General features: G+C 62.7%; 18 protein-coding genes. 7 read left to right on the top strand and 11 right to left on the bottom strand.

The annotated features are described in order from the left end of the window. Positions 1-190: 190 nt before the first annotated feature. A complete protein-coding gene (locus HWE17_RS14325) occupies positions 191-2,902 on the bottom strand; it encodes an EAL domain-containing protein (protein WP_255206244.1) in 2,712 nt (903 codons plus the stop codon). 205 nt (positions 2,903-3,107) lie between these two features. Here HWE17_RS14325 and HWE17_RS14320 point away from each other — a divergent pair, with 205 nt between their 5' ends. Then, positions 3,108-4,082: a thymidylate synthase gene (locus HWE17_RS14320; protein WP_176389188.1), complete on the top strand. Its 975-nt coding sequence runs from the start codon at positions 3,108-3,110 to the stop codon at positions 4,080-4,082. A gap of 32 nt (positions 4,083-4,114) precedes the next feature. Here the strand turns inward: HWE17_RS14320 and HWE17_RS14315 are convergent, their stop codons facing one another. Beyond that, positions 4,115-5,095, bottom strand: coding sequence for an ankyrin repeat domain-containing protein (locus HWE17_RS14315; RefSeq protein ID WP_176389187.1), 981 nt, complete (start codon positions 5,093-5,095; stop codon positions 4,115-4,117). A 149-nt stretch (positions 5,096-5,244) separates the two neighbouring features. Here HWE17_RS14315 and HWE17_RS14310 point away from each other — a divergent pair, with 149 nt between their 5' ends. Next, a complete protein-coding gene (locus HWE17_RS14310; protein ID WP_176389186.1) occupies positions 5,245-6,285 on the top strand; it encodes an SMI1/KNR4 family protein in 1,041 nt (346 codons plus the stop codon). On the opposite strand, the gene HWE17_RS14305 is transcribed toward HWE17_RS14310, so the two are convergent. The 4 genes from HWE17_RS14305 to HWE17_RS14290 all read right to left on the bottom strand — a co-directional run bounded on the left by HWE17_RS14305 (position 6,282) and on the right by HWE17_RS14290 (position 12,121). Beyond that, positions 6,282-8,540: an outer membrane beta-barrel family protein gene (locus HWE17_RS14305; protein ID WP_176389185.1), complete on the bottom strand. Its 2,259-nt coding sequence runs from the start codon at positions 8,538-8,540 to the stop codon at positions 6,282-6,284. The genes HWE17_RS14310 and HWE17_RS14305 overlap by 4 nt on opposite strands. Positions 8,541-8,721: 181 nt before the next feature. Further along, positions 8,722-10,065 carry a VWA domain-containing protein gene (locus HWE17_RS14300; RefSeq protein WP_176389184.1) on the bottom strand — a complete coding sequence of 448 codons (1,344 nt, stop codon included), beginning with the start codon at positions 10,063-10,065 and terminating at the stop codon, positions 8,722-8,724. A gap of 9 nt (positions 10,066-10,074) precedes the next feature. Beyond that, complete coding sequence (locus tag HWE17_RS14295; RefSeq protein WP_176389183.1) at positions 10,075-11,334, bottom strand: TerD family protein; 1,260 nt, start codon at positions 11,332-11,334, stop codon at positions 10,075-10,077. Between the two features lie 211 nt (positions 11,335-11,545). Continuing rightward, the gene (locus HWE17_RS14290) at positions 11,546-12,121 is read right to left on the bottom strand and encodes a TerD family protein (RefSeq protein WP_034784423.1); all 576 of its coding nucleotides are present in this window, start codon (positions 12,119-12,121) and stop codon (positions 11,546-11,548) included. A gap of 238 nt (positions 12,122-12,359) precedes the next feature. Between HWE17_RS14290 and HWE17_RS14285 the strand changes: the two genes are divergently transcribed. The 5 genes from HWE17_RS14285 (at position 12,360) to HWE17_RS14265 (ending at position 18,868) form a co-directional block, all read left to right on the top strand. Beyond that, entirely contained in the window at positions 12,360-13,145 is a 786-nt protein-coding gene (locus tag HWE17_RS14285; protein WP_255206243.1) for an alpha/beta fold hydrolase, read from the top strand. After that, positions 13,142-13,627, top strand: a complete 486-nt coding sequence (locus tag HWE17_RS14280) for a dihydrofolate reductase (protein WP_176389181.1) — start codon at positions 13,142-13,144, stop codon at positions 13,625-13,627. Before HWE17_RS14285 ends, HWE17_RS14280 begins: the two co-directional genes overlap by 4 nt. A gap of 239 nt (positions 13,628-13,866) precedes the next feature. Then, positions 13,867-16,131, top strand: a complete 2,265-nt coding sequence (locus HWE17_RS14275) for an arginine/lysine/ornithine decarboxylase (protein WP_099403173.1) — start codon at positions 13,867-13,869, stop codon at positions 16,129-16,131. 157 nt (positions 16,132-16,288) lie between these two features. Continuing rightward, positions 16,289-17,662, top strand: a complete 1,374-nt coding sequence (locus HWE17_RS14270) for a sigma-54 dependent transcriptional regulator (RefSeq protein WP_255206242.1) — start codon at positions 16,289-16,291, stop codon at positions 17,660-17,662. 33 nt (positions 17,663-17,695) lie between these two features. After that, positions 17,696-18,868, top strand: a complete 1,173-nt coding sequence (locus tag HWE17_RS14265; protein WP_176389179.1) for an acyltransferase — start codon at positions 17,696-17,698, stop codon at positions 18,866-18,868. On the opposite strand, the gene HWE17_RS14260 is transcribed toward HWE17_RS14265, so the two are convergent. The 5 genes from HWE17_RS14260 to HWE17_RS14240 are packed head-to-tail and all read right to left on the bottom strand — an operon-like array spanning position 18,825 to position 24,322. Further along, positions 18,825-19,553 (bottom strand): amidohydrolase family protein, encoded by a 729-nt coding sequence (locus tag HWE17_RS14260; protein WP_176389178.1) that lies wholly within the window; start codon positions 19,551-19,553, stop codon positions 18,825-18,827. The two genes, HWE17_RS14265 and HWE17_RS14260, sit on opposite strands and share 44 nt — an antisense overlap. 9 nt (positions 19,554-19,562) lie before the next feature. Further along, complete coding sequence (locus tag HWE17_RS14255; RefSeq protein ID WP_176389177.1) at positions 19,563-20,213, bottom strand: hypothetical protein; 651 nt, start codon at positions 20,211-20,213, stop codon at positions 19,563-19,565. 33 nt (positions 20,214-20,246) lie between these two features. Continuing rightward, entirely contained in the window at positions 20,247-21,128 is an 882-nt protein-coding gene (locus tag HWE17_RS14250) for a GIY-YIG nuclease family protein (RefSeq protein WP_176389176.1), read from the bottom strand. After that, complete coding sequence (locus tag HWE17_RS14245) at positions 21,112-22,140, bottom strand: aminotransferase class I/II-fold pyridoxal phosphate-dependent enzyme (RefSeq protein ID WP_099403169.1); 1,029 nt, start codon at positions 22,138-22,140, stop codon at positions 21,112-21,114. The genes HWE17_RS14250 and HWE17_RS14245 overlap by 17 nt, the downstream gene beginning before the upstream one ends. A 19-nt stretch (positions 22,141-22,159) precedes the next feature. Next, positions 22,160-24,322 carry a hypothetical protein gene (locus tag HWE17_RS14240; protein WP_176389175.1) on the bottom strand — a complete coding sequence of 721 codons (2,163 nt, stop codon included), beginning with the start codon at positions 24,320-24,322 and terminating at the stop codon, positions 22,160-22,162. Positions 24,323-24,326: the final 4 nt, after the last annotated feature.

The following is a 24,326-nucleotide window of genomic DNA, read 5'->3' as shown; positions in this document are numbered from 1 at the left end:
TCTCTTTATTATATGAAGGTCTTCGGCACACTATCGCGGGCATCCCAAACTGCCCCGTCTTGCACTTTTCTTGCCGCCGTGAACTCCAATTCACTGACGGCATGAGCGAAGCATATAATATTTTTTAGAAAAAAGCGAACGTTCGCTCTTTTATTGAAACGGCGTTGTTTTTCTTGCCCATCGCGCCGTTCTACAGTGCCAGCGCCGGGGCTGGAAGCGGTATCAGAAAGCGCTGATGCATCAGCGACAGCATCTGTTCGGCAGGCACGGGACGCGAAATGAAATAGCCCTGCACCTCGTTGCATTGCAGCGCGCGCAGGATGTCGAGCTGCTCGCGCGTCTCCACCCCTTCGGCCACCACGCTCATGCCCAGCGCATGCGCCATCGACAGGATGGCGCGCACGAACACCTCGCCCTGCTCCGAGCGGCCCAGCTCCATGGTGAAGGCGCGGTCGATCTTCAAGCCATCCATGGCGAACTTCTGCAGCTGCGACAGCGACGAGTATCCGGTGCCGAAATCGTCGACCAGCAAGCGCACGCCCAGCGCGCGGATGGCAGACAGCTGCTCCACGGCGCGGTTCTGTTCATCCATCATGGCCGATTCCGTGATTTCCACCTCGATCAGGCGCGCATCGATGCGGTGGCGCGTCAGGGCGGACGCCAGCACCTGGTGCACGTCGCCGCGGCCGAACTGGCGCGCCGAGACGTTGATGGAGACGGGCACCAGTTCCAGCCCGCTGGCCTGCCAGCGCGCCATCTGCAGGCACACCTTTTCGATGACGACTTCGCCCAGCTGCGAAATCAGGCCGCTGCTCTCGGCCACGGGGATGAATTCCAGCGGCGGCACCATGCCGTGCTGCGGATGTTGCCAGCGCACGAGCGCCTCCATGCTGCACAGCTGCCCGCTCATGGCGTCGACGCGCGGCTGGTAGACGACAAGAAACTGATCCTGCTCCAGCGCCGCCACCAGGCTTTGCTCGAGTTCGCGGCGGTTGCGGATGGTTTCGAACAGTTCCGGCTGGAAAAAGCGATGATGGCCCTTGCCCGCCACTTTCACGGCATACATGGCGATGTCGGCGTTCTTCAGCAGCACATCCGTCTCGGCGCCATCGCGCGGATACAGGCTGATGCCGATCGAGGCGCCCATCTTGTGGCGTTCGCTGCCCAGGTAAAACGGTTCGTCGAAGGCGATGGCGATGCGCTGCGCCACCTGCTCGGCGCGGCTGTCGTCTTCCACCGGGTCGAGCACGACGACGAATTCATCGCCGCCCAGGCGCACCACGTGGTCGCCCGGCCGCAGCACGGCCTTCAGGCGCAAGGACGCGGCGCGCAGCACTTTATCGCCCTCGGCGTGGCCCTGCGTATCGTTGATATCCTTGAAGCCGTCCAGGTCGATGAACAGCAGCGCCAGCATATGCCGCGCGATGGCGGCGCGCCCCAGGGCGCCGGGCAGGAATTGCTGCAGCCAATAGCGGTTGGGCAAGCCTGTCAAGCCATCCTCATTGGCCAGGCGGCGCAAGTCACGCTCGTGCTCCTTGGCCGTGCTGATGTCTTGCAGGGTGACGGCCAGGCGGTCGCCGCTGCGCACCACGCGCCGGCGTATCCAGCGCAGCTTGAAGGGATTGCCTTCCGGCAGTTCGATCTCTTCCTCGGAAAAACCGGAAACCATGGCGGCCCGGTAATTATGGATCAGGTCGCGGAAATACGGCTCGTGGGCGCGCGACTGCAGGCGCATGCCCAGCAATTGTTCGCGGCGCACGCCAAAGTAGCCGGCGCCCGGCTCGTTGCAGTCGACCATCTCGAAATCGAGGATGCTGCCATCCGCGCCGCGCAAGGCGGCAATGATATAAAAGCCGTCGCTCGTGCCTTCGGTGGCCATGCGGTAGGCATTGCGCACGCCTTCGGACTGGTGGTGGCGCCACGCCAGACGCAGCGACAGCATGGTGGCAACGGCGGTAAAGGCCAGCAGAAGCACGGTGACTGCGAAGGCGATGCCGAGATAAATCGTGCGCGTTTCCTCGTAGGGATGCAGCATTTCGCCGTCCGACAGTCCGACCACGGCCGTAAACGGATAGGCTTTCAGCGCCTGCCAGCCCACATAGCGATTTTGCTTGTCAGAAAAAGCGATCCTGCCGCCGGAATGCATGGCGCCGCTCTCCGTTTCCAGAAAGCTGGTATCGAGGAATGGCGTGCCCTGGCCGCGCCGGGTCGGCAGCACGCGCGAGCCCAGGCGCGTGCTGAACAGCTCGCCCTCCTCGCCCACCATGGCCGACATGCCGAACTTGCCAAAACTGACGCTATTGTAGAATTCGGAAAAATAGCTGGAATGAATGGAAATGAGCAGCACGCCGTCGAAATTGCCATCCTCGTCTTCCAGCCGGCGCGTGAAATGCACGAGGCTTGCGTCGGCGTCGGGCGCCGCCGCGCTGCCTGCATTGACGGCGCTGGCCCGCCCCAGCGCGATGCGCAGCGCGCTGGAATTGCTGCGCCAGTGGCGCAACAAAAAATCGCTGCGCTCGTTGACGCGCAGGCGCTGCAGCGGCGCCGTGGCCGTCACCGGGTGGCCCTTGCGGTCGAGGATGGCGACGATGGCAAATTGCGGCAAGGCATACATGCCCTGCATCTTCAATTGGTCGAGACGCAAGTGGCCGCGCGAGTTTTCCCACTCATACTTGAGCTGCAAGGTCAGCTGGTCCATCTGCTCCAGGGTGCGCAACAGATACTGGCCATATGCTTTCGACAACGAAGACACGCCGTCGAGCGCCTGCTGCTGTGCCACCTTCTTTTCCGCCTCCAGCTGCAGCAAGGTGGCCGTCCACAGCACGGCGCACAAGACCAGCCCCAGCAAGGGCCAGGCCAGGATCAGGCGCAGGTTGGCCTTGAGAAAATCGGCCCTGCTCATCTCCACCACGGCGGCGTTATTATTATTTACAAATTGTCGCAAGAACATGGTGCAGCATCTGCCGTTTCTGTGTATTTCTTTAAGGACACACAAATTACCACAGAGTCATGTTTGCAGGTAAGACAGCAGCGTAATTATGTGCGTGGGCCGCGGCCCGCCTGTCGCGCCTGCGTTACAATCACCATCCTTACCGTTGGAGAAATACATGCAGCAATATCAAGATTTGATCAAGACCGTGCTCGAAACGGGCAGCTGGCAAGACAACCGCACGGGCATCCGCACCCTGAGCGTGCCGGGCGCCATGATGCGTTTCGACTTGGCCAATGGCAATTTCCCTGCCGTGACAACCAAGAAACTGGCTTTCAAATCCGTGATCGGCGAATTGTGCGCCTTCCTGCGCGCCTCGCGCAACGCGGCCGAGTTCCGCGCGCTGGGCTGCAAAGTGTGGGACCAGAACGCCAATGAAAACGCGCAATGGCTGGCCAACCCCTACCGCGAAGGCGAGGATGACCTGGGCCCCGTGTACGGCGTGCAATGGCGCCAATGGCCCGCATATAAACTGCTGGCCACCGACCAGCCGGCACAGATCGCCGACGCGCAAGCGAATGGTTTTACCTTGATCGCTCCCATCGCCGAGGACGGCGTGCAAAAAGTGCTGCTGTACAAGGCCGTCGACCAGTTGCGCGAATGCCTGGACACCATCATGCACAACCCGGGCAGCCGCCGCATCCTGTTCCACGGCTGGAACCCTGCCGTGCTCGATGCCGTCGCCCTGCCCGCCTGCCATTTGCTGTACCAGTTCATCCCGAACGCCAGCACGCGCGAAATCTCGCTGTGCTTATATGTGCGCAGCAACGATATTGGCCTGGGCACGCCGTTCAACATCGCCGAAGGCGCCGCCCTGCTGCACCTGGTGGCGCGCCTGACGGGCTACACGCCACGCTGGTTCACCTACTTCATCGGCGACGCGCACATCTATGAGAACCACCTCGACATGGTGGAAGAGCAACTCAAACGCACGCCCTTCCCGGCGCCCAGGTTTGTCATTTCCGAGCGCGTGCCCGACTATGCGAAAACGGGCAAGTACGAGCCGGAATGGCTGGAAAAGATCGAGCCATCGGATTTCTCGCTGGAAGGCTATGAACACCACGCGCCCATCAAGGCCGCGATGGCCGTCTGAGCCGGGTAGCGTAACGCGCGGATCCGTTCATATTATTGAACCGCGCTTTTCAACTCACTCGCCTTCTTTGCGCCGGCCTTCAAAAGTTCCTGAACAATAGCCTGGTCCTTTTTATCGATGGCTTCGTCCAGGGCGGTTGTATGCCAGTTCCCGTCAACGTAATTGGGGTCGACTTTTTGGGCAACTAAAAACTTGACGTGATCGAGGTTCCCGAAGCGGGCCGAATACCAGAGCACATATCCGGTATTGCTGCCCCTGAAGTCGGCGTCGTGGCGTACCAGGAGATCAAAGACTTTCCTGGTGCTCGGATTATTGATATCCTTGAACGCATTTGAAAAATTCTCAATCGAGAAAAACGCATGCCTGGACTGTTTCAGGGAGAATTCAAAAGATTCTGCCCTGGAAAACAACCATTCCAGCACCTTCAGACGTTGTTCCGGTGACAGCGTTTCGCTGTAAACAGCCGCGTACACCACGTCAGTCCAGTCCTGCTCGTGACCGGCCTCCGCGACAGGAAAACCTTTTATCTCCAGTGCTTCAAGCAGATCGATCCTGCCTGCCTTGGCCAAGTCTGCCATCAGGTCACGCACATAGCGCCACGTTTTTTCCCGGTCCGGGATCTGATCGAAATAGCTGAAAAACTCGGCAGGCGTCCCTGAACTGATCGCTTTGAAAGTTTTGGTGGTCGCACTGGAATTGTATCGATAATCGGACAGCTGCCTTTTGGCGATGGATCTGATTTCATGCGATGACAATAAAAGCGCACTTGCAGCCAGCATGCCCAATGCGATCCTGGTGCCATTCTTATTATTCCTGTATAGAAAAATCGCCAGAATGAAAGTATGGACATGCAGTATGCATGCGATAACGAAGATGAAAAAGGCAATTAACGCATCGCCATTGGGCCCACTGCCATCACTGGCCATGGGGAAGGTCTTGCGCATCAAGAACAAATAGACGATAGCCAGCAGACAGCATAAAAATACACTGGTCTTGAAATACAATTTCATCATTTGATCGAACCTGCCATCATGGAAGCAGGCAACATATTACAATAAAAATATTATTTGACCTGTCCGGCATTCTCCAGAATTTCTACTGGCGGCCGTCAGGGACAGTATCCATTCAACCGAAGTCAGCAGACAAATTAATCAGGAAGACGATGGCGATCACACCACTGGCAGCACTGCACCGCAAACTGTTCGACGAAACCGACGGCGTCAAGTTCGCCACGCTCAAGGATAGGCTGATCAAGAAACACGGCGAGACCGACCGGCTGGCCGTGCTTGACATATTGAGCGCTTACGCGCGCGACGGCCAGCTGCTGCACTGGCGCACCTCATTGGTACACACCATGGCGGACCTGATACAAGCGCAGGAATTGCAGGAATTTTTCAGCTGGGCCGTGACCATGCCGCAACTGGCCTACTGGGGCATCGACGGCTTGCTGAAAAGCCAGGGCAAGGATGCTTACGAGACCGTGGTGGCGCTGGCTCTCTCGGACTCGCAACCGCTACAAGTCAGGGCCAAGGCCGTGAAAAGCCTGGCCGTGCTGAGCCGCCAGCCATTTGACGCCGGCTTGTCGGCCGTTCCCGACTACTGGAAAGCCGAGAGCCTGCCACTCGACGATGTGCTGGCCTGGCAGCGCGATGGCTATCCGGACGGTGCGGGTTTTGCGCCACCGGCCACGCATGCGTCTTTGGAAGACCCTCGCTCCCCAATGGAAAAAGCGGCAGCGAAACTGGAAAAAAAACTGGCGGCCGAGCGCAAGAAGGACCAGGACCTGGCGCGCCCGTCGAACTGGCTGGTCATTGCGGATAATGCCGACCTGGCCGCCATCGACCAGCGCTGGGCCTTGCCGGAACAGTACCGGCGCTTCCTGGCCCGCTACTCTCCGCTGCGCGTGTATATCGACAGCAAGCGCTACTTCCAGGGCTTGAACCTGTACGGCGCGGCAGAGCTGCTCAAGGCACAGCACGGCTACTCGTACAATCCGGTTGACCAGGAAGTCATCGCCGGTTGGCCGGCCCACTACGTGGTGATTGCTGATGCCGGCGCCGATCCGTATTGCCTGGATTTATCAGCCATCGTTGACGGCGACGCGCCCGTCTACACGGCCGAGCACGGCGCAGGCGCATGGCATTTTGAACGCCACGCGGACAGCTTTGTCGACTTCCTCAAGGAAATTGCCAAAGCTGCTTAGCCCGGTCCGGGACCGCCGGGCCCGCCTGACCCGCGTCCGCCTGGCGGGCCGAAGCGCGGTTCGCGCTCGCCCTCTTTCGCCGCCGACGTGGCGCCGCCGAGGCGGTACGACAGTCCCACATAAATCATGCGTCCGTCGAAGCGCCGCGTGCTCGTCTCGCGCAAGGAAGCGCTGTTGATGACGGTTTCCATCTTGTTGCTGCTGAATACATCGGTCACATTCATGACCAGGCTCAGCTGCGGCGTCACCGTGTGGCGCCAGCTCACATTCAAGGTGTTGTTCGGCGAGCGGTAGCCCTGTCCGGACAGCGTCTTGCCTTGCATTTGCAGGGCCAGCTGCACCTGGTTGGCAGTATTGACCTGGTAATTGAGGCGCGCGCGGCCGCTCAGGGCATTCGCCGTGCGCGTGCTGCGGTTGCCCAGATCGTCCGAGCTCGTTTGCTGGCTGCGCGCCAGATTGCCGCTCGTGTTCAGGGTCAGCGACGGCGTCAGCTTGCCGCTGACGCTGAACTCCAGGCCGCTCGAATGGCTGCCTTCGCCGTTTTCCCGCGTGGTCAAGAGCACATTGTCGCTGATAAAGTAGCGGTAATCGACGATGGCGTCCGTGTCGCGCCGGTGGTAGGCGCGCAAGCTGCTTTCCAGGCCAGCGATCTTCGTTTCATAGCCGATTTCAAACGAATCCGTCTGCGTGGGTTTCAGCTTCGGATTGCCGGCCGACACATTGAACTCGTCGCGGTAGACCACGTAAGGGTTCAGGTCGCCCGCATTCGGACGGCGGATGCGGTGCGCATAGCTGAAGCGCAAGTTGCTCTCGTCGCTGACCTTGTAGGTGGCAAACAGGCTGGGAATATAGTTGACGTAATTGTTGCTGGCCTCGCTGCCGCTGGTGATCTGGCGCACGTTCAAGTCCGTGTATTCGGCGCGCAAGCCAGCCAGCGCGCCCCAGCGCTCGCTCAGGCGCATCTGGTAGGAGCCGTACAGCGCGATGGTGCGCTCGTCGAGCTCGAAACGGTTGCTGCGCATGGGGTTGACGGTCTCCATCAGGCTGCCCGGATTGATGTCCGTATATAAGGTGTCGAAACTGCTCTTGTTGTCGGCCACCTTGTAGCCCAGCTTGGCCGTTCCGCCCGCCAGCGGACGCTCATAGTCGCCGCTGAAATCGACGATGCGGTTGCCCGTCTCGCTGTGCTGGCGCGCGCGGCTGTCGAAGGCATAGGCCGGGGCCAGCGCGTAGGTATTGGCGTAATCGCTGTCGCTCTCGTTGGTCGACGAGGACACGCGCAAGTCGATTTTGAGGGTTTCACCGGGCAACTCGCCCTTATGGTCGTAGCGCGCGCCCCAGCTGGTGTTGCGGCTGTCGCCATTGCGCACGGTACTGCGCACATAGTCGCCGATGGTGCTGCCCGTGCTGTCACCATTGATGTAGCGGTCGAGCGAACGCTGGTCATTGCTGCGCCCGTTATACGACACGCTGGCGGCCAGGGTGTCGTTGGCGTTCAGGTTGTAATTGACGGTGCCGTGCAAGCCCAGCGAGTCATTCAAGCCATTGTTGCTGGACTGCTGGCTGCTGGGGGCGAAAGCTCCTGTGCCGCGCTCCAGGCGTTCGCGGCTGACCTCGCCCACGGAATTGCGGCCGTCATGGCGCACATTGATGCCGCCCTGGTAGCCCCACGGTCCTTCATTGTAGGTGCCGGACACGGCGCTGTTGTAGCGCCCCGCGATGCCCGCATTCGCGTTGACGGTGGCAAAGCCGCCCGGCTTGCGGTTGCGCCGCATCACCAGGTTCAGGATGGGGCCGCCACCGGCCTCGTTGCCGAACTGGGCGCCGGGATTGTTGATCACTTCCACGGACTCGATATCGTCGGCCGCCATGGCGTTCAGGGTGGCGCCGCGCGAATCCCCCTGCAGCATGGCCGACGGCTTGCCATCGATCAATATCTGCACATTGCTGCTGCCGCGCAAGGAGACGGAACCATCGGGATCGACGGCCACCGACGGCACATTGTTCAAGGCATCGGCCGCCGTGCCGTTGCTGCTGCCCACGTCGGACTTGACGTCGTAGACTTGCCGGTCGATGCGGCCCGTGGGGCGTTCGGCCGTCACGCTGACGGAAGGCGTAGACGCGGCGGCGGGCGCCTTGGCTGGTGCGGGCTTGACGACGGTGTCGCCGCTGGTAGTCGTGGTTTGGGCCTGGACAGCGGCGCCGGAGACGAGCAGGCTGCCGCCCGCCAGACAGTGAAAGAGGATTTTATGCATTTGCTTAAAAAATAATGGAGACGCTACGGATGAGGCACTGCGCCGTGGCGTGAGGACACAGGCATGGGCACAGTTCCAGCATGCCACGACTTCATTGCGCAAAGCAAATGCGAACCATTGTTATTTACTTCAATTTACAAATCTCTTGCACTTGTGGTCATACAGCCTCATCCGATGACCACTACCTCAGCAAGCCATTGCCGCGCGCCAGTTTCAGCCAGCCCGGATATTCCGTCATCAACAAATCATACAGTTCCGCATCGCTGTGCTCGTCGGGCGAGCTGACGGAAAAGTAATTGGCATTGTCGACCAGGCGGCCCTGCAATTCGTCGAGCTTTTCCAGAAACGGGAAATCGGAATCGGCAAAGGCGGAAAGAAACTTGCTTTTCGACTTGCGTCCCTTGCCGATGCCCATGAATTGCCAGAAGATGGGCTCATTGCTGGCCCAGCGCAATTGCTTTTCAGTCGTTGCCTGGTCGCTCGTACCGCCATCGGTCACAAACATGACGTACACGGGCAACTCGGCCGCGACGGGGCGCGTGCGCTCGCCGCCGGCAGCGTCGGGGAAGTAAAACGCGCGTATCGCCTGCATGGCGGCGCCGTAGCGCGTGTCGCCTTCCAGCGGATGGCGCTGTATCGCCTGGCCCACGTAGGTATTGCAGTTGCTCAAGGCCATGGGCGCCGGATGGTGGACGTTTTTGCCGAAGAGGAAAACGTCGATCTCGCCATCGTCGTCGAACTTGCAGCCCAGGGCCAGGATGCGTTCGGCAAAGCGCTGCACCAGCCCCTCCTTATACAGCCGCCCCATGGAGCCGGAAATGTCGAGGCACAGACACACCTTGGCGCGGTGGTCCGACAGTCCCACTTTTTGCAGCGACACGCCGGCCTGCTTGACCAGGCTGACCAGTTGCGGCGCTTCCCGTTCCACGCGCTTTTCCAGGTTGATCTTCGCCTGCTGGATTGCCGACGCCGCGGCAGGGGTGGCAGCAGCGGCTGGCGCGGCCTGATCGACTTCGCCGCCGAAGTGGCGCACCAGCGCATCGAGTCCGCCATTAAAACCTTGCCCGACGGCCATGCAGCGCCAGCCGCCATCCTTGCGGTAGAGTTCAAGCAGCATGACGGCTTTTTCCTGTGCGAAATCCGAACCGGCAAACGCAAAGCGTGCCAGCTCGCGTCCTCCCGCCTGCAGGCGCACGTGGCCAGCCTGCAGCTGCGACATCACGCCGCTGCCATCGATGGACGCCGTCACGACGAGGCGGTCTACGCTGGCCGGCAAGCGCGCCAGTTGCAAGGCAAACTCGGCCATGTCACCGGCGCTGCCCGCGCGCGCTTCCACGCCGCCGCACGGCGTGCGCGGCTGGTTGAAAAAGGTCATGTAGCGCTCGTCGGATAGTTTGCCGCTGGCATCGAGGCCGAAGCAGGCCACGTCGAGCGCCAGGCCCTGCGCGGCCACGCCGACCTGCAATACGCCATCGGGAACGAGATTGGCCAGCGGCAAGCGCTGTCCCTTGGACAAGGTTTCCATCAGTGCCTCCTAGGCGATATAGCGGCGTGGATTGTCCGCATTGCAATCATCTTCATCTTCCTTGTCCTCGCCCTTGAAAACGACGGGACCGTTGAAGGCCAGTTGCAGGTTCTCGCCCTGCCAGCTCAGCCATGGCGTCGCTTCGCTGCCCGGCTCGGACGTCTTGCCCGACGGTTCCAGAATGATGCTGTCGGGCGTGATGCGCGCCATGCCGATCACATAGGTGTAGACGGTATCGTCGTCGGCCGCCTTGGACAAACGGAAATCGAACGCGCATTCGACGATCTGCTCGCCATATTGCATGACCATCTTCGGCCGCATGGACGCGACGGAGACGGCGCCGTTGGCCACCGCCGAATACACGCTGAAGACGAGGCCCACCGTACCGCCGTAATGCTGCGCCAGCGCGGGATTGACTTCCACCGTTTCCGTAGCCGGCTCCTTGCCGGATGCGCCCGCCACGTCGCCCAGGTGGCGCACGAAGGGCATGGCGCCAAAATTGCCGGGCGTATCGGGCGCCTGGATGAAGCGCATCTGGCCGTTCGGCAAGAGGATGCCGACCCGCAAATCAAGGTCGTCGTTATCGTCGTCGCCATCGCCGTTATCGACCCAGCTGGCCTTGACGGTGAGCTTGCCCGGCGCACCCGCGCCCTTTTCCAGCGACACCTTGTGCGTCTGGCCCGCCTTGGTCAGCGAAATTTTCGACAGGGAAATCTTGGGCGGCGGCGCCGGTTCAGGTTCAGCAACCGCCTGCGCCACTACACCGCCAAAATGGGCGACCAGGGCATCGAGGCCGCCATTGAAACCCTGGCCCACGGCCATGAAGCGCCAGCTCCCATCCTTGCGGTAGAACTCGCCCAGCATGACGGCTTTTTCTTGCGCAAAATCAGCGCCCGCATATGTGTAGCGGGCCAGCTCGCGCCCGCCGTCGAGCAGGCGCAGATGGCCGCTGCCCAGCTGCGCCATGGTGGCGTCGCCATCGATGGCGGCCGTGACGACCAGGCGCTCGATGGAGGTGGGCAAACGCTCCAGCTGATAGCTGAAACCGGCCGCATCGCCGGACGGCGCCGCGGTTTCCACGCCGCCACACGGCGTGCGCGGCTGGTTAAAGAAAGTCATGTAGCGGTCGTCGGACAGCTTGCCGGCGGCATCGAGGCCAAAACAGGCAAAATCCAGCGCCACGCCGGCGCTGGCGAGGCCCAGTTGCACGACATTGCCCGTGACGAGGCCGGACAGCGCCAGGCGCTGCCCCTTGATCAGGTTTTCCATGGGACTATTTATTCAGATGTGAGAGCTTCGGACAACGGCTCAGGGCAAGGCGCGTCGTCCGAAGACAGTACGAATGTACATATGCGTTGAAACGCCTGACAAAACCGTAGCGAGCGGCAACGAGTTGTGGCCGAGACGCGGAGCTGTGCTTTAGCACAGTGAGCATCGGAGGCCGCAAATCGCGACGCGCAGTAGGTTTTGACAGGTGTTTTTATGCGTTGATACCAAAAGAGCGGGCCAGAGGGCCCAGGCCGCCTTTGAAGCCTTGGCCGATCGCCTTGAATTTCCATTCGCTGCCGGCGCGGTAGATTTCGCCGAAGATCATGGCCGCTTCCGTCGAGCCGTCTTCCGACAGGTCGTAGCGGGCGATTTCCGCGCCGTTGTCGCCGTTCAGGCAGCGGATATAGGCCTTGCCGACCATGCCGAAGTTCTGCTTGCGGTTTTCCGCGTCGTGGATGGTGACGGCCACGGCGATCTTGTCGATATCAGCCGGCACGTTGGCCAGGTCGACGGCAACTTTCTCGTCGTCGCCATCGCCGCCGCCCGTGGTGTTGTCGCCCGCGTGGACGATGGAGCCGTCAGCCGACTTCAGGTTGTTATAAAAAATGAAATCGGCATCGGAACGGGCCTTGCCATCCGTTTTCAGCAGGAAGGCGCTGCCGTCCAGGTCGAATGCGGCGCCATCGGTGGCGCGCGGGTCCCAGCCCAGGCCAATCACGATTTTCTTCAAGCCAGGAGCTTCCTTGCTCAGGTTGACATTGCCGCCTTTTTGCAAACTGATCGCCATGGTGTTTCCTCTTTATTTAATAAGGTTGGTTGCTAAGGGTTGCATTCGGTGTTTCAGGTCACGTCGCCGGCACCCCGGCTTGATGAGCCATGAGCCTACCATAAAGTGCCGGCTTGCCAGCCGCGCACTATTGAAAATAATGCCATGAGGAAAATACCGGGCCGCTGCCTTGAGGCGAAAAATGGCGGATAATGCCACTCGACAAAAAATTTCACCCTCCTTGAACCCAGGCTTGTCCTTGAACAATACCAAGTTGAACAATACCAAGACACGGCTCGACTGCATTCCTGGCACCCTGTGCGACGCGCGCCTGTGGTCGCGCCTGGCGCCTGCCCTGGGCGACGCCTTCGATCTGCGGCACGTGCCTCTGCACCAGGCGCGCACGCGCACGCAAATGCAGCAGATGATCGCCAGCCACAGCGCTCCACACGCCCATCTGGTGGGCTTTTCGCTGGGTGCCTACCTGGCGCTCGAACACGCGCTGGCGCACCCGCGGCGCGTGAAATCCCTTACTTTGATCGCCAATTCGGCCCAAGGTTTGCTGCCGGCGGAAGTCGACGCGCGCCAGCGTATCGTCGCCATGCTCGAGCGCAATGCCTATACGGGCATCACGCGCCAGCGCCTGCGCGAACTGCTGCACCCGTCACACCTGGACGATGCCGCCATCACGGGCCTGATCCAGCAGATGGGGCTGGACCTGGGCAAGGACGTGCTGCTGGCGCAATTCATCACCACCATAGACCGCCCCGACTTGATGGCGCGCTTGCCGGAACTCGATTTTCCCGTGCTGATCGTGGGCGCCGAAGACGACAAGCTCGTCCGTCCCGACGACCTGCGCGCCATGGCGGAGCACCTGCCGCAAGCCACATTGCACATCCTGAAAGACGATACCGGCCACATGATTCCCTTGGAAGCACCGGGGCAACTGGCCGACGCCATGCGTGCGCATCTGGAGGCCGCCGGCAATTTCAACGATAATGACGGGCATCGGGCTACGCCCCCACCTTTTTCACAGAACCAATGAGCCATTTGACCATCATCGTCGCCACCGACCAGCAAGGCGGCATCGGCATCGACAACACCCTGCCGTGGAAATTGCCGGAAGACCTCGCGCATTTCAAGCGTCTGACGACGGGCCACCCCATCCTCATGGGCCGCAAGACCTTCGATTCCATCGGCCGCCCGCTGCCGAACCGCCGCAACATCGTCATTACGCGCAATCCGGACTGGCGTCACGAGGGTGTGGAAGCGGTGTCGTCGGTGGAAGCGGCCATCGCCCTGCTGGACGGCGCCGAAGGGTATGTCATCGGCGGCGCGGAGATATACAAGCAGGCATTGCCCCTGACACAGCGTTTGATCATCACGGAAATCGGCCAGGCCTTCGACTGCGACGCTTTTTTCCCTGCCGTGGACTATGCCGTGTGGCAAGAAACCGCGCGCGAGGCGCACATGTCGGAGAAATCCGGCCTGCCTTACGCCTTTGTCACGCTGGAACGCAAAGCCTGATAAGGTTGAAAGTGATTAGCAGAATGTTGCTGTAATACCCCTGTCACACCCATGCGTCACGCTAGCGCAAGCTTGTGACGCTGAGGGGTGATATTTTTTTCCCGCAGAGGCCGCATTTCTGCGAGAATCCCGTTCTTATTTTTTTTCTGCGGCTGCCCGGTTGCGTTACCGCCTGGCTGTCGCGCCCTAGTCCGCCCCTCCACATAAGTCAGGGGCGGCTTGCTTTTTTGGAGACATGCATGAAATTTCGTTTCCCTATCGTCATCATTGACGAGGATTTCCGTTCTGAAAATACGTCCGGCCTGGGCATTCGCGCCCTTGCCGCCGCAATGGAAAAAGAAGGCATGGAAGTGCTGGGCGTGACCAGCTACGGCGATTTGTCGCAATTTGCCCAGCAACAATCGCGCGCGTCAGCCTTCGTGCTGTCGATCGACGATGAAGAATTCGGCGGCGGTTCCATCGAGGAAACCGACCACGCCTTGAAGTCCTTGCGCGCCTTTGTCGAGGAAATCCGCTACAAGAACGCCGACATCCCTATTTATCTGTACGGCGAAACGCGCACCTCGCGCCATATTCCCAACGATATCCTGCGCGAACTGCATGGTTTCATCCACATGTTCGAAGATACGCCGGAATTCGTCGCCCGCCACATCATCCGCGAAGCGAAATCGTATCTGGACGGCTTGTCGCCGCCATTTTTCCGCGCGCTGGTGCACTACGCCAATGACGGCTCCTACTCGTGGCATTGCCCCGGCCACTCGGGCGGCGTGGCTTTCCTCAAATCGCCGATCGGCCAGATGTTCCACCAGTTCTTCGGTGAAAACATGCTGCGCGCCGACGTCTGCAACGCCGTCGAAGAACTGGGCCAGCTGCTCGACCATACGGGTCCTGTCGCCGCCTCGGAACGCAATGCGGCGCGCATCTTCAATGCCGATCATTGCTATTTCGTTACCAACGGCACCTCGACCTCGAACAAGATGGTGTGGCACTCGACAGTGGCGCCAGGCGACATCGTCGTCGTCGACCGCAACTGCCACAAGTCGATCTTGCACTCGATCATCATGTGCGGCGCCATTCCCGTGTTCCTAATGCCGACGCGCAATCACCTGGGCATCATCGGTCCTATCCCGCTGCATGAATTCACGCCAGAAAGCATTGCCCGCAAGATCGAGGCAAATCCGTTCGCGCGCGAAGCGAAGAACAAGAAGCCGCGCATCCTGACAATCACGCAATCGACCTACGATGGCGTGATCTACAACGTGGAAACCCTGCGCGAAATGCTGGACGGCAAGATCGACACCCTGCACTTCGATGAAGCGTGGCTGCCGCACGCCACCTTCCACGATTTCTACAAGAATATGCACGCCATCGGCAAGGACCGTCCGCGCGCCAAGGAATCGATGATCTTCTCGACCCAGTCCACGCACAAATTGCTGGCCGGCCTGTCGCAGGCCTCGCAAATCCTCGTGCGCGAATCGGATACAGTCAAGCTGGACCAGGACGCCTTCAACGAGGCTTACCTGATGCACACCTCGACGTCGCCGCAGTATTCCATCATCGCCTCGTGCGACGTGGCCGCGGCCATGATGGAAGCGCCGGGCGGCACGGCCCTGGTGGAAGAATCGATCATGGAAGCGCTCGATTTCCGCCGCGCCATGAAGAAGATCGACCAGGAGTGGGGCCAGGACTGGTGGTTCCAGGTCTGGGGTCCGGCCAGCTTCAACGACGAAGGCATGGGCCAGCAGGAAGACTGGATGATACGCGCCGAGGATGACTGGCACGGCTTTGGCGACCTGGCTCCCGGCTTCAACATGCTCGACCCGATCAAGGCGACCATCGTCAACCCGGGCCTGTCGCTGGACGGCCAGTTCGGCGACACGGGCATCCCCGCGTCCATCGTCACCAAGTACCTGGCCGAGCACGGCGTCATCATTGAAAAATGCGGCCTGTACTCGTTCTTCATCATGTTTACCATCGGCATCACCAAGGGCCGCTGGAATACCCTGTTGACGGCCTTGCAGCAATTCAAGGACGACTACGACAAGAACCAGCCGATGTGGCGCATCCTGCCGGAATTTGCGGCGGCCAACCCACGCTACGAAAAAATGGGCTTGCGCGACCTCTGCCAGCAAATCCACGATTTCTACAAGGCCTACGATGTGGCGCGTTTGACGACGGAAATGTATTTGTCGGACATGATCCCGGCCATGAAGCCGTCGGACGCCTTCGCCAAGATGGCGCACCGCGAAATCGAGCGCGTGGCCATCGACGAACTGGAAGGCCGCATCACGTCCATCCTGCTGACGCCGTATCCACCGGGCATCCCGCTCTTGATCCCGGGCGAACGCTTCAACAAGACCATCGTCGACTACCTGCGCTTCGCGCGCGACTTCAACGAGCGCTTCCCCGGCTTCGAGACGGATGTGCACGGTCTGGTGAAACGCGAAGTCGATGGCAAGCGTGGCTACTTCGTTGACTGCGTCAAACTGGACGAGAACGTCTAAAGACGTTGACGTTCGTTGAACTTCATTAATGGCGCCGCCTGATGCAAATCAGGCGGCGTTTTTCATTACGGGCTACCGCGCACGCTTGCGCCAGATCAAACGGCTGGGGTGTCGGGCTTCTAAGATGGGCCACTCGTGCCCTCGTGATGGCTGGCATATGGCGCTCAAGGTCTGGCTGGAAATTATGCAGCAGGCGGCGGCTGGTAGTGGCGCCTTGCTGATAACGGCCTTGAAGCAGGCTCAGGTAACTGTAGCCCGGCGGCACGATGGCGGCGAGGACGGTGCGGGCATCGTGCTGTTTGCCGAGGCCGATAGCGCGCTGCTGCAGGCGCTGCCGGCGCTGTGCGGCCATGCCCGCGTGCTGGCCATTGCCGCCTGCGGCCATCCCCCGAGCTGCGCGCAGCAGCGCGCCCTGATGGCCGCTGGCGCCCTCGATGTGCTGCTGTGGCCTGGCGGTGCCATCGATACGGGCCAGGTGCTGGCGCGCCTGCAGCGCTGGCAAGCCGTGGCGCAGTTGCTGGCGTCCGGCGCCGTGCGCCAGCAGCTGGTGGGCGACAGCGCGGCCTGGACCGCCTTGCTGCACCAGGTGGTGGAAATGGCCGCCTTCAGCCAGGCACCGATGCTGATCACGGGCGAAACGGGCACGGGCAAGGATTTACTGGCGCAACTGGTTCACCGTCTCGGCAACTGCAGGGGCGACTTCACTATTCTCGACTGCACCACCCTGTCGCCGGAACTGGCCGGCAGCGAACTGTTCGGCCACGAACGGGGTGCGTTTACGGGCGCGGCGGCGGCGCGCGACGGTGCGTTTGCCCTGGCCGACGGCGGCGTGCTGTTCCTCGACGAAGTGGGCGAACTGCAACTGCCGCTACAGGCGCAGCTGCTGCGCGCCATCCAGGAGCGCAAATACAAGCGCGTGGGCGGCAATACCTGGCAACCGACGCAATTTCGGCTCGTCTGCGCCACCAACCGCGAACTGGAAGACGAGGTGGCGCGCGGCGCCTTCCGTGCCGACCTGTATTACCGCATCGCCGGCTGGCGCTGCCAGACGCCGCCCCTGCGCGAGCGCCAGGACGACATCCTGCCGCTGGCCCGGCATTTCCTCGCCGAACTGGCGCAACGGCCGCCGCCCGCGCTGGACGCCGCCGTGAAGGAATACCTGCTGCTGCGCGACTATCCGGGCAATGTGCGCGAACTGCGCCAGACCGTCACGCGCATCTGGCACCGCCATTGCGGCCCCGGCCCCATCACCATCGGCGCCCTGCCGCCCGAAGAACGGCTGCTGACGCCGCCCTGGCCCGACCAGCACTTCGAGACGGCCGTGCGGCGGGCCTTGGCGCAGGGCTGCAAGCTGTCGCACATCACGCGCTGCGCCACCGACGTGGCCATCCGCCTCGTGCTGGCCGAGGAAGGCGGCAACAACCAGCGCGCCGCCGCCCGCCTGGGCGTGAGCGACCGCGCGCTGCAGATACGCCGCAAGGCGGCCAGCTGCGCAGCGCAGCTGGCGCCGCCTGATGTTGTGCCGCCATAAGACCAGCAACAGCCAGACGGCTATAGTCGGCCCATGTCCAGCCCAGCCTGCCATCGCCTGTCCGCCTGCTTCGAACTGTCGCGCCCCGGCGCTGCGCCGCAGCTGCGCGCCATGGAAGGCTTGCGCGGCCTGGCCGTGCTGCTGGTGTTTCTCGTCCACTATGTCAGCCTGGAAGCGCCATGGCGCGGCGACGGCGGCGCCGTCACGCCGCTGGCGACAGCCCTGCACAGCATGGGCAATGCGGGGGTCGACCTGTTTTTTGTGCTCAGCGGCTATCTGATCTATGGCTCGCTGATGTCCCGCCAACAAGCGCTGCTGCCCTACCTGCGCCGCCGCGCGCGCCGCATCTACCCCGTCTACAGCTGCGTCTTCGTCCTGTACCTGCTGCTGTCGTGCGCCCTGCCGTCGGAAAGCAGGATACCGGCGGCATGGCCGCAGGCAGTCGCTTACCTGACCAGCAATTTTCTGTTGCTCAGCGGTTTCACGGCGGCGCCACCATTCATCAGCGTGGCCTGGTCGCTCAGCTACGAAATGCTGTATTACCTGCTGATCCCCCTGCTCATCCTGGTCTTCGATTTGCGCCGGCGCAGCCGCAGCTGGCGCGGCGGCTTCTTCGCCGTGCTGACCTTGCTGGCAGGCGGCCTCTTCGCCATCTTCGGCGGCCCCGCCCGTTTGCTGCTGTTTATCGCCGGCATCCTTGTCCATGAAGCGCTGGCGGCGCCCGCCTGGCGCGCGCCGCCACCCGCACTGGCCGCCTGCGCCGTGCCGTGCGCGCTGGGTTGTTTGTTGCTGCCGCTGGCACTGCTGCTGAAACTGGCATTGCTGGCGTGTGCCTTTTTCCTGCTTTGCCTGTGCTGCTTCCAGGCGCGCGCCAACTGGCTGGCGCGCCTGTTTTGCTGGACGCCCTTGCGCTGGCTCGGCAATATCAGCTATTCCTACTATCTGATCCACGGCCTGGCGCTGAAGGGCGCCTTCCTGGCACTGGCGCTGCTCCATCCGCCGCAGGCGCATGGTCTGGCCTTCTTTTTACTGTTGATGCCGCTCATGCTGGCTCTCAGCCTGCCACCGGCAATGACACTGTTCCTGCTCGTCGAGCGGCCGCTGTCATTGTCGCCATTGCAGGCGTCCGTGCCTGCGATGGCGACAGCGCCTGCTGCGGTGTCTAGCCCTGCCTTGCCAGCCGCAGGAAATTCTCCCCCAGGATGAGCGCGGCATCGGCTGGCGGCAAGCCCAGCAGTTCAATCTTGTGCAATTCCAGCCCCGGATGCAGCCAGGGGCCGTCCGAGCCGAACAGGACCTTGTGCGGCCCCGCGCGGCGCACGGCCTGCCGCAGCAAGTCGAAGCGGCGCACGCCCGAGCTGTCCGTATGGATGTTAGGGTGGCGCACCAGATGGTCGATCAGCGCCAGCTGCGCGGCCCAGTCGTCGCCAAAGCTGCCTAGGTGCGGCAGGATGAAATTAACGTCGGGATACTGCTGCGCCAGCAATTCCGCCACGGCCACCTCGCCGGCCGGGTCGTACAGCACGGGCAAGCCGAAGAAGCGCGCCGCCTCGCACACTTCGCCGCTGATGCGCGCGTCAAGCCGGTGCGCCTTGATGCCGACAAAGCCGTAGCGCTCGACGGCCGTGCGCACCAGGTCCATGATGCGGCCCCGGTCGCGCCGCGCATGCACGAAGGCAAAGCCGTAAAAACGCTGCGGATCGGACGCGACCAGGCGCGCCACGCCATGGTTGGCGATGGCGTAGTCGGAGTGGAAGGCGGCGAACAGCACGCTGCGGGCGATGCCGGCCTCCCGGGCGCGGCGCAGGTAGGCTGGCAGTGGCGCATCGCTGTCCCACGGCCCGCTCAAGCCGTCGCCCGGTCCCGCATGGCAGTGGCAATCGATGATCATCGTGCCACGCTATTGCCAGTCGCCCATGACGACGATGCGGTTGCCGCGCCGGCGCCAGCGTCCGCTTTCATCTTCCTGCTGCGGCGCAGGCGAGCGGAAGTGCGGCAATTGCTGGTGCAGGGCCCGCGTCAGCGCACTTTCGACGGCGCGCGCGCTGCCGTCGCCGTCGGCCGCCAGACGCGCCGCCTGCCCCGCGATGCGCACGAAGCGGCGCGCCAGTTCCAGTTCGCGGTCGGCCGGCGCCTCGGCTTCCATTTCGAGTTCCAGCGCATTGCTGGCCGCGCGCCCCAGGGCCGACCCGAGCGCCGTGCCGACGCCCGGTATCGGTATCATCGAGCCGAGGGCGCCACCGACAAAGGGCAAGGCCGTCTTGGCCACGGCCTTCAAGGCGCCGCCCAAAGGCTTGGCCACCTTGGCAATGGTCGCGCCCACCTTCTTGACGCCCTTCCACACGCTCTTGAAGACATTGCCGAGAAACTGTTCCAGTTCCTCTTCGCTGGACACTTCCAGCAACTCCATGGCCAGTTGCAATTCTTCCTCTTCGCTCAAGACGGCCGGCGCGCGGCCCTTGCCGGGCCAGTCCCGGCCGAATTCCAGCACTTCAAACGCGGCGCCGGCCCGCTGCCGGCATTGCGCGCATGCGCATTCGAGTTGGTGCATGATGTTCTCCTTCGCAGTCATCAAGTGCTGGTGTCAACCCCACATTTCACCGAGCACGGCCATTTCCAGTTCGCGCCGCTGGTTGGTCAGCACGCCGCGCCGGTGGGTAAACATGTCGCTGTGAATATCCTTTTCCATGCTGCGCCGCTGCGCGGCCGAGGATAGCGGCGCCACGTAGACGTCGTGCGCGCTCATGTCCATGCCCATCATCTTGCCGCACAGGTGGTGCTGTTTCAGGCGCCGCCGCAAATCATCGGTCTGGCCGCTGTAGGCGCGTCGGCCATCTTTGGTGTCGAACTCGATCACATACAGGCCCGGCCCCGTGGCCTTCGCATCGTTGACGGCCTGCGGAATCGCGCCCACAGCCTGGTAGCGCAAGGCGGCCGCGCCCGGCACACGGCCCAGGGTGGACGCCAGGATGGGCGGCACTTCGCCCTGCATCTGGCCGCCGTCCTGGTCCTGGTCCTGGGCATGGTCCTGATCCTGCCCCTGATCTTGCCCTTGATTCTGATCGTGATACTGGCCCATGTCCTGATACGGCGCCGGATAAATGGTGGGATAAAAGGCGCCATAGCCGCCCCAGCCCCGGTAGCGCGGCGGATACGGCAAGGGTGGCGGCGGATAGCGTGGCGGCCGGCGCCCCTGGCCCTGGTAACGTGGCGGCGCGGGACGGCGCGGCCCCCGCAGCGGTGGCCTTGCGCGCAGGCCGCCACCGCGCATGGGCATGGCACCGCGTCCGCCGCCCGGGCGCGCACGCTCGCCTTCCCATTCACGCTCCCACTCACTCTCCCATTCACCTTCCCACTCGCCCTCTTCCTCCCCTTGCCACTCCTGCGACCACTCTTGCGACCATTCCTGCTCGCCGGCCGCTCCCGATTGTCCCGCAAAGGGCAGCATTTCAAACGCTTCGTGCATATCGCCTCCTGATGTGATGTTCAAGCAAGTTCATCGCCTGTTCCAGTTGCCGCGGCGTCTGGTCCGCCCGCAGCAAAAAAGTCAGCGCGCCGGGACCGTCGCCCGCTTGCGCCAGCGCCAGCACGCCCGCTGCGCGCAAGGCTGGCTGCAGATGGGCGCGCCCGGGCAGGCGCTGCACGGGGAAGCTGCCACCGCGGCAAACGATGCCGGCCGCCGCCATTCCCGTCCGCCATTGCGCCACCCTGTCCGCCAGCCTGGCGCGCAGGGCGTCGCCATGGCGCGCATTGAGCGCCAGCGCGCGCCGCGCCGCCGCCAGCACGGCGGCCGAGGGCGGACTGGCGTGCACGCGCGTCTGGCTATGCGCCGCGAAGCGCCGCAGCAGCTTGCGGCTGCCGGCCAGCACGGCCAGCGGCACGCCAAATCCCTTGGCCAGCGAGGCGCCGATGATCAGCGACTCCCCTTGCAAGCCATGCAGCCGCGCCGAGCCGCCACCCTGTGTACCCATCACGCCCAGCACCTGCGTGTCGTCCAGCAACAGATAACCGCCGCCCTGCTGCGCCAGGGCCGCATAGCCGGCCAGCGGCAAGAGCTGTTCGCTGCCCGGCACATAGCCATCGGCCAGGATCAGGGGGCGCCGCCCTTGCCGGCCCCAGGTTTCCACCAGCCGCCGCAAAGCCGCCATCTCGCCGCTGGGAAACAATCGCAGCGGCAAGCCCAGCGCCTGCGCCCGCTCGGCGCCCCAGCGCGCGATGGCGTAGCTGCCGCCATCGACGAGGATCACCAGCCGCTCGGCAGCCAGCATGCCGAACAGGTCCCAGAACAAATGCAGGGTCGACGGCAGCACGCAGGCCGCTTCGCAGCCTTGCAGCGCAGCCAGGTCCATGGCCAGGGCCTGCGCGCCGGGCGGTTCCTGCAGCGCGGCCGGCTGGCCCAGGCTCAAGCTGCTCCAAGGCGCCAGCGAGGCTGCCGGATGGCGCATGCCCAGGTACAGGGCACTGGTAAAGTCGAGCATGCACGCGTCCCCTCCCGCCCTAGACGCTGCGCAGCTGCTGGCTCAGGCGCTGGCGCAGCAGCACCGAGGGCATCGTCGATTCGACCACCGGGTCGCTGCTGTCGACGGACAAATCGACCCCGGTGGCGGCGCGGTAACCGTGGATATAGCCCTGCACCTGCGGGCGCCAGAAGCGCGCCCAGTTGAAGGCTTGCGTCGGTTCATAAATGTCGCTCCAGTTGCCATAGCGCACGGAGAGCAGCAATTGCTCGCCAAAGATGGCCAGGTTACGGAAGTGCATTACGCTCGTATCCGTCCAGCCCTGCAGTTTCTTCATGGCATCGACCCTGTCCATCCACGGTTCCGGATACGCCACCATCACGCGCGTCGGTAAAAATTCGCGGAACTCGGGCCGCGCCAGCATCCATTGCTGCATCAGCATCTCGATGCGCGCCGTCGACGGCAAGTCGCCGAACTGGTTGTGCGCGCCCTGCGACAGGATCAGGTGGATTTCTTTCAAGGCATTGAGCACGGGGAAGGCGTCCGCCTTCACGGTGGTGTCGTCATCCTGCTTGTAGAACGAGGTCAGCAGGCGCAGCAAGTGGTGGAACGCTTCCAGGAATTTGGAGCGGCTATCGGCTGGCCGGAAGTGCTGCACTGCCTTGCCGTCCAGGCGCACACCGTAGTGATGGTCATACTCATAGTTCCGGCGCATCACGGTCAGCCGATGCTGTTCATCCTGCGTGTATCCCCACAGCAAATTATTCAGCGGACGCAACATGTCGATTTCCGTGTTCGACAGGGGGTCGAGGCTGTTGCCCGGCGCGCGCAGATTCTGGAAGCGCTGCGCGATGGCATTCATGGTTTGCACCAGCATGCCCTCTTCATGCCAGTAGGACCAGATCAGTTCCAGCAGGCAAGGATTGGCCAGCTTTTCCTGGATGATGCCAAAGCACAGATCGACTTCGCCTTCTTGGCCGCGCGGGATGCTGATGGGAATGTCGGGCAGCTTGCGGCGGATCACGGCCAGGTAGGGCAAGGTCTGGAAGCCGTCGATGTTTTCCAAGTAATCGTTGCGCAGCACGGTTTCCAGGTCGCGTCCCTGGGGTATGTCGCGCCGGTCCAGGTAGGCGTTGTCCTCGGCCGGATTGAAGGCCAGCGGCTGGTTCAGCACGCCGCAATTGACCATCACGAACGCTTCCGTCGCCACTTTCAGCACGCGGTAAGAATCGGCATCGGAAAACGGCAGCGCGCGGCGTTGCTTGAGCTGCTGGAACACCTCGGCCTTTTTGACGAAGCGTTCCTGCTCGAAACCGCGCACATTGGCCAGGTCGCCGCAAAACAGGCTGTCCATGAAATGCAGGTAGTTGGTAAACGACATCGCCTCGGTGCTGTTGCGTATCAAGGTCCACAGCGGCAAGTCTTCCGTCGGCTCCGTTTCCGTGCGCGTCAGCGACACGCCCACATTGCCCGAGATCGGTTGCGGCTGGCGCTCTTCCGTCTCGTATTCCGCATCCACGGCCAGCATGGCGTTCGGGCTCAGCCCTTCCGGCACGGGCAAGGCGCTGCGCAATTCGGGCCGCTGCGACAGCATCATCTGCCCCATGAAACGGTGCATGCCGGCGCGCCGCACGGGGGTGGAAAAGGTATTCGCCGCGCCGCGCATGGGCACCCATGGCGCGGCGGCCAGCACCTGCACCTGGTCGCGCCCATCGGCGCTTTGATCGCCGTCAAAGGAAACGGTGGCCACGGCGCGGTCGCCCACCCTGCCGAAATGGCAGTCGCTGGGCTGGCAATCGGCTGTCTCGAACACCAGTCCCACCTGGGGATTGAGCTGGGGCGTGAAGCACAGCACGGCGCTGCAGCCCGACTGCACCGTCACGCACTGGGGCGCCGTGGCGGGGAAATTGCCATACACCCCCACGTAGCTGCCCGTCGCCAAGTCGGCAAACACGGTGCGGCCGGTGTCGTCGGTCCAGCGCACGCCCACCAGCATGGCGGGATCGGCTACCCAGGTGGCGGCATTGAACAGATGGCAGTCCGCCTCGGCTCCCCGGTACAGGCTGATGGCGGCATTGACGACCCTCACGCCGCTGTCCTGTTCGTGTACGGTGACAGCGATGCTGCCGCCGTGGTGTTTCGGACCGGCCTGGCCCGCCCCCCTGCTCTTGCCACCCATATTGCTGCTTATCTTGCTGCTCATGTCA

This window comes from Janthinobacterium sp. BJB401 (assembly GCF_013372745.1).
Classification (GTDB): Bacteria; Pseudomonadota; Gammaproteobacteria; order Burkholderiales; family Burkholderiaceae_D; genus Janthinobacterium; species Janthinobacterium rivuli.
This window is presented reverse-complemented; position numbering and strand designations above follow the sequence as displayed.

What these genes read in the sequence shown, in the direction of transcription:
- HWE17_RS14280 (WP_176389181.1), top strand. Translation starts at nt 13,142, where the DNA reads ATGAGCCATTTGACCATCATCGTCGCCACCGACCAGCAAGGCGGCATC.
- HWE17_RS14320 (WP_176389188.1), top strand. Translation starts at nt 3,108, where the DNA reads ATGCAGCAATATCAAGATTTGATCAAGACCGTGCTCGAAACGGGCAGC.
- HWE17_RS14260 (WP_176389178.1), bottom strand. Translation starts at nt 19,553, where the DNA reads ATGATCATCGATTGCCACTGCCATGCGGGACCGGGCGACGGCTTGAGC.
- HWE17_RS14240 (WP_176389175.1), bottom strand. Translation starts at nt 24,322, where the DNA reads ATGAGCAGCAAGATAAGCAGCAATATGGGTGGCAAGAGCAGGGGGGCG.
- HWE17_RS14265 (WP_176389179.1), top strand. Translation starts at nt 17,696, where the DNA reads ATGTCCAGCCCAGCCTGCCATCGCCTGTCCGCCTGCTTCGAACTGTCG.
- HWE17_RS14305 (WP_176389185.1), bottom strand. Translation starts at nt 8,540, where the DNA reads ATGCATAAAATCCTCTTTCACTGTCTGGCGGGCGGCAGCCTGCTCGTC.
- HWE17_RS14300 (WP_176389184.1), bottom strand. Translation starts at nt 10,065, where the DNA reads ATGGAAACCTTGTCCAAGGGACAGCGCTTGCCGCTGGCCAATCTCGTT.
- HWE17_RS14250 (WP_176389176.1), bottom strand. Translation starts at nt 21,128, where the DNA reads ATGCACGAAGCGTTTGAAATGCTGCCCTTTGCGGGACAATCGGGAGCG.
- HWE17_RS14270 (WP_255206242.1), top strand. Translation starts at nt 16,289, where the DNA reads ATGGCGCTCAAGGTCTGGCTGGAAATTATGCAGCAGGCGGCGGCTGGT.
- HWE17_RS14245 (WP_099403169.1), bottom strand. Translation starts at nt 22,140, where the DNA reads ATGCTCGACTTTACCAGTGCCCTGTACCTGGGCATGCGCCATCCGGCA.
- HWE17_RS14275 (WP_099403173.1), top strand. Translation starts at nt 13,867, where the DNA reads ATGAAATTTCGTTTCCCTATCGTCATCATTGACGAGGATTTCCGTTCT.
- HWE17_RS14310 (WP_176389186.1), top strand. Translation starts at nt 5,245, where the DNA reads ATGGCGATCACACCACTGGCAGCACTGCACCGCAAACTGTTCGACGAA.
- HWE17_RS14290 (WP_034784423.1), bottom strand. Translation starts at nt 12,121, where the DNA reads ATGGCGATCAGTTTGCAAAAAGGCGGCAATGTCAACCTGAGCAAGGAA.
- HWE17_RS14315 (WP_176389187.1), bottom strand. Translation starts at nt 5,095, where the DNA reads ATGATGAAATTGTATTTCAAGACCAGTGTATTTTTATGCTGTCTGCTG.
- HWE17_RS14325 (WP_255206244.1), bottom strand. Translation starts at nt 2,902, where the DNA reads ATGAGCAGGGCCGATTTTCTCAAGGCCAACCTGCGCCTGATCCTGGCC.
- HWE17_RS14295 (WP_176389183.1), bottom strand. Translation starts at nt 11,334, where the DNA reads ATGGAAAACCTGATCAAGGGGCAGCGCCTGGCGCTGTCCGGCCTCGTC.
- HWE17_RS14255 (WP_176389177.1), bottom strand. Translation starts at nt 20,213, where the DNA reads ATGCACCAACTCGAATGCGCATGCGCGCAATGCCGGCAGCGGGCCGGC.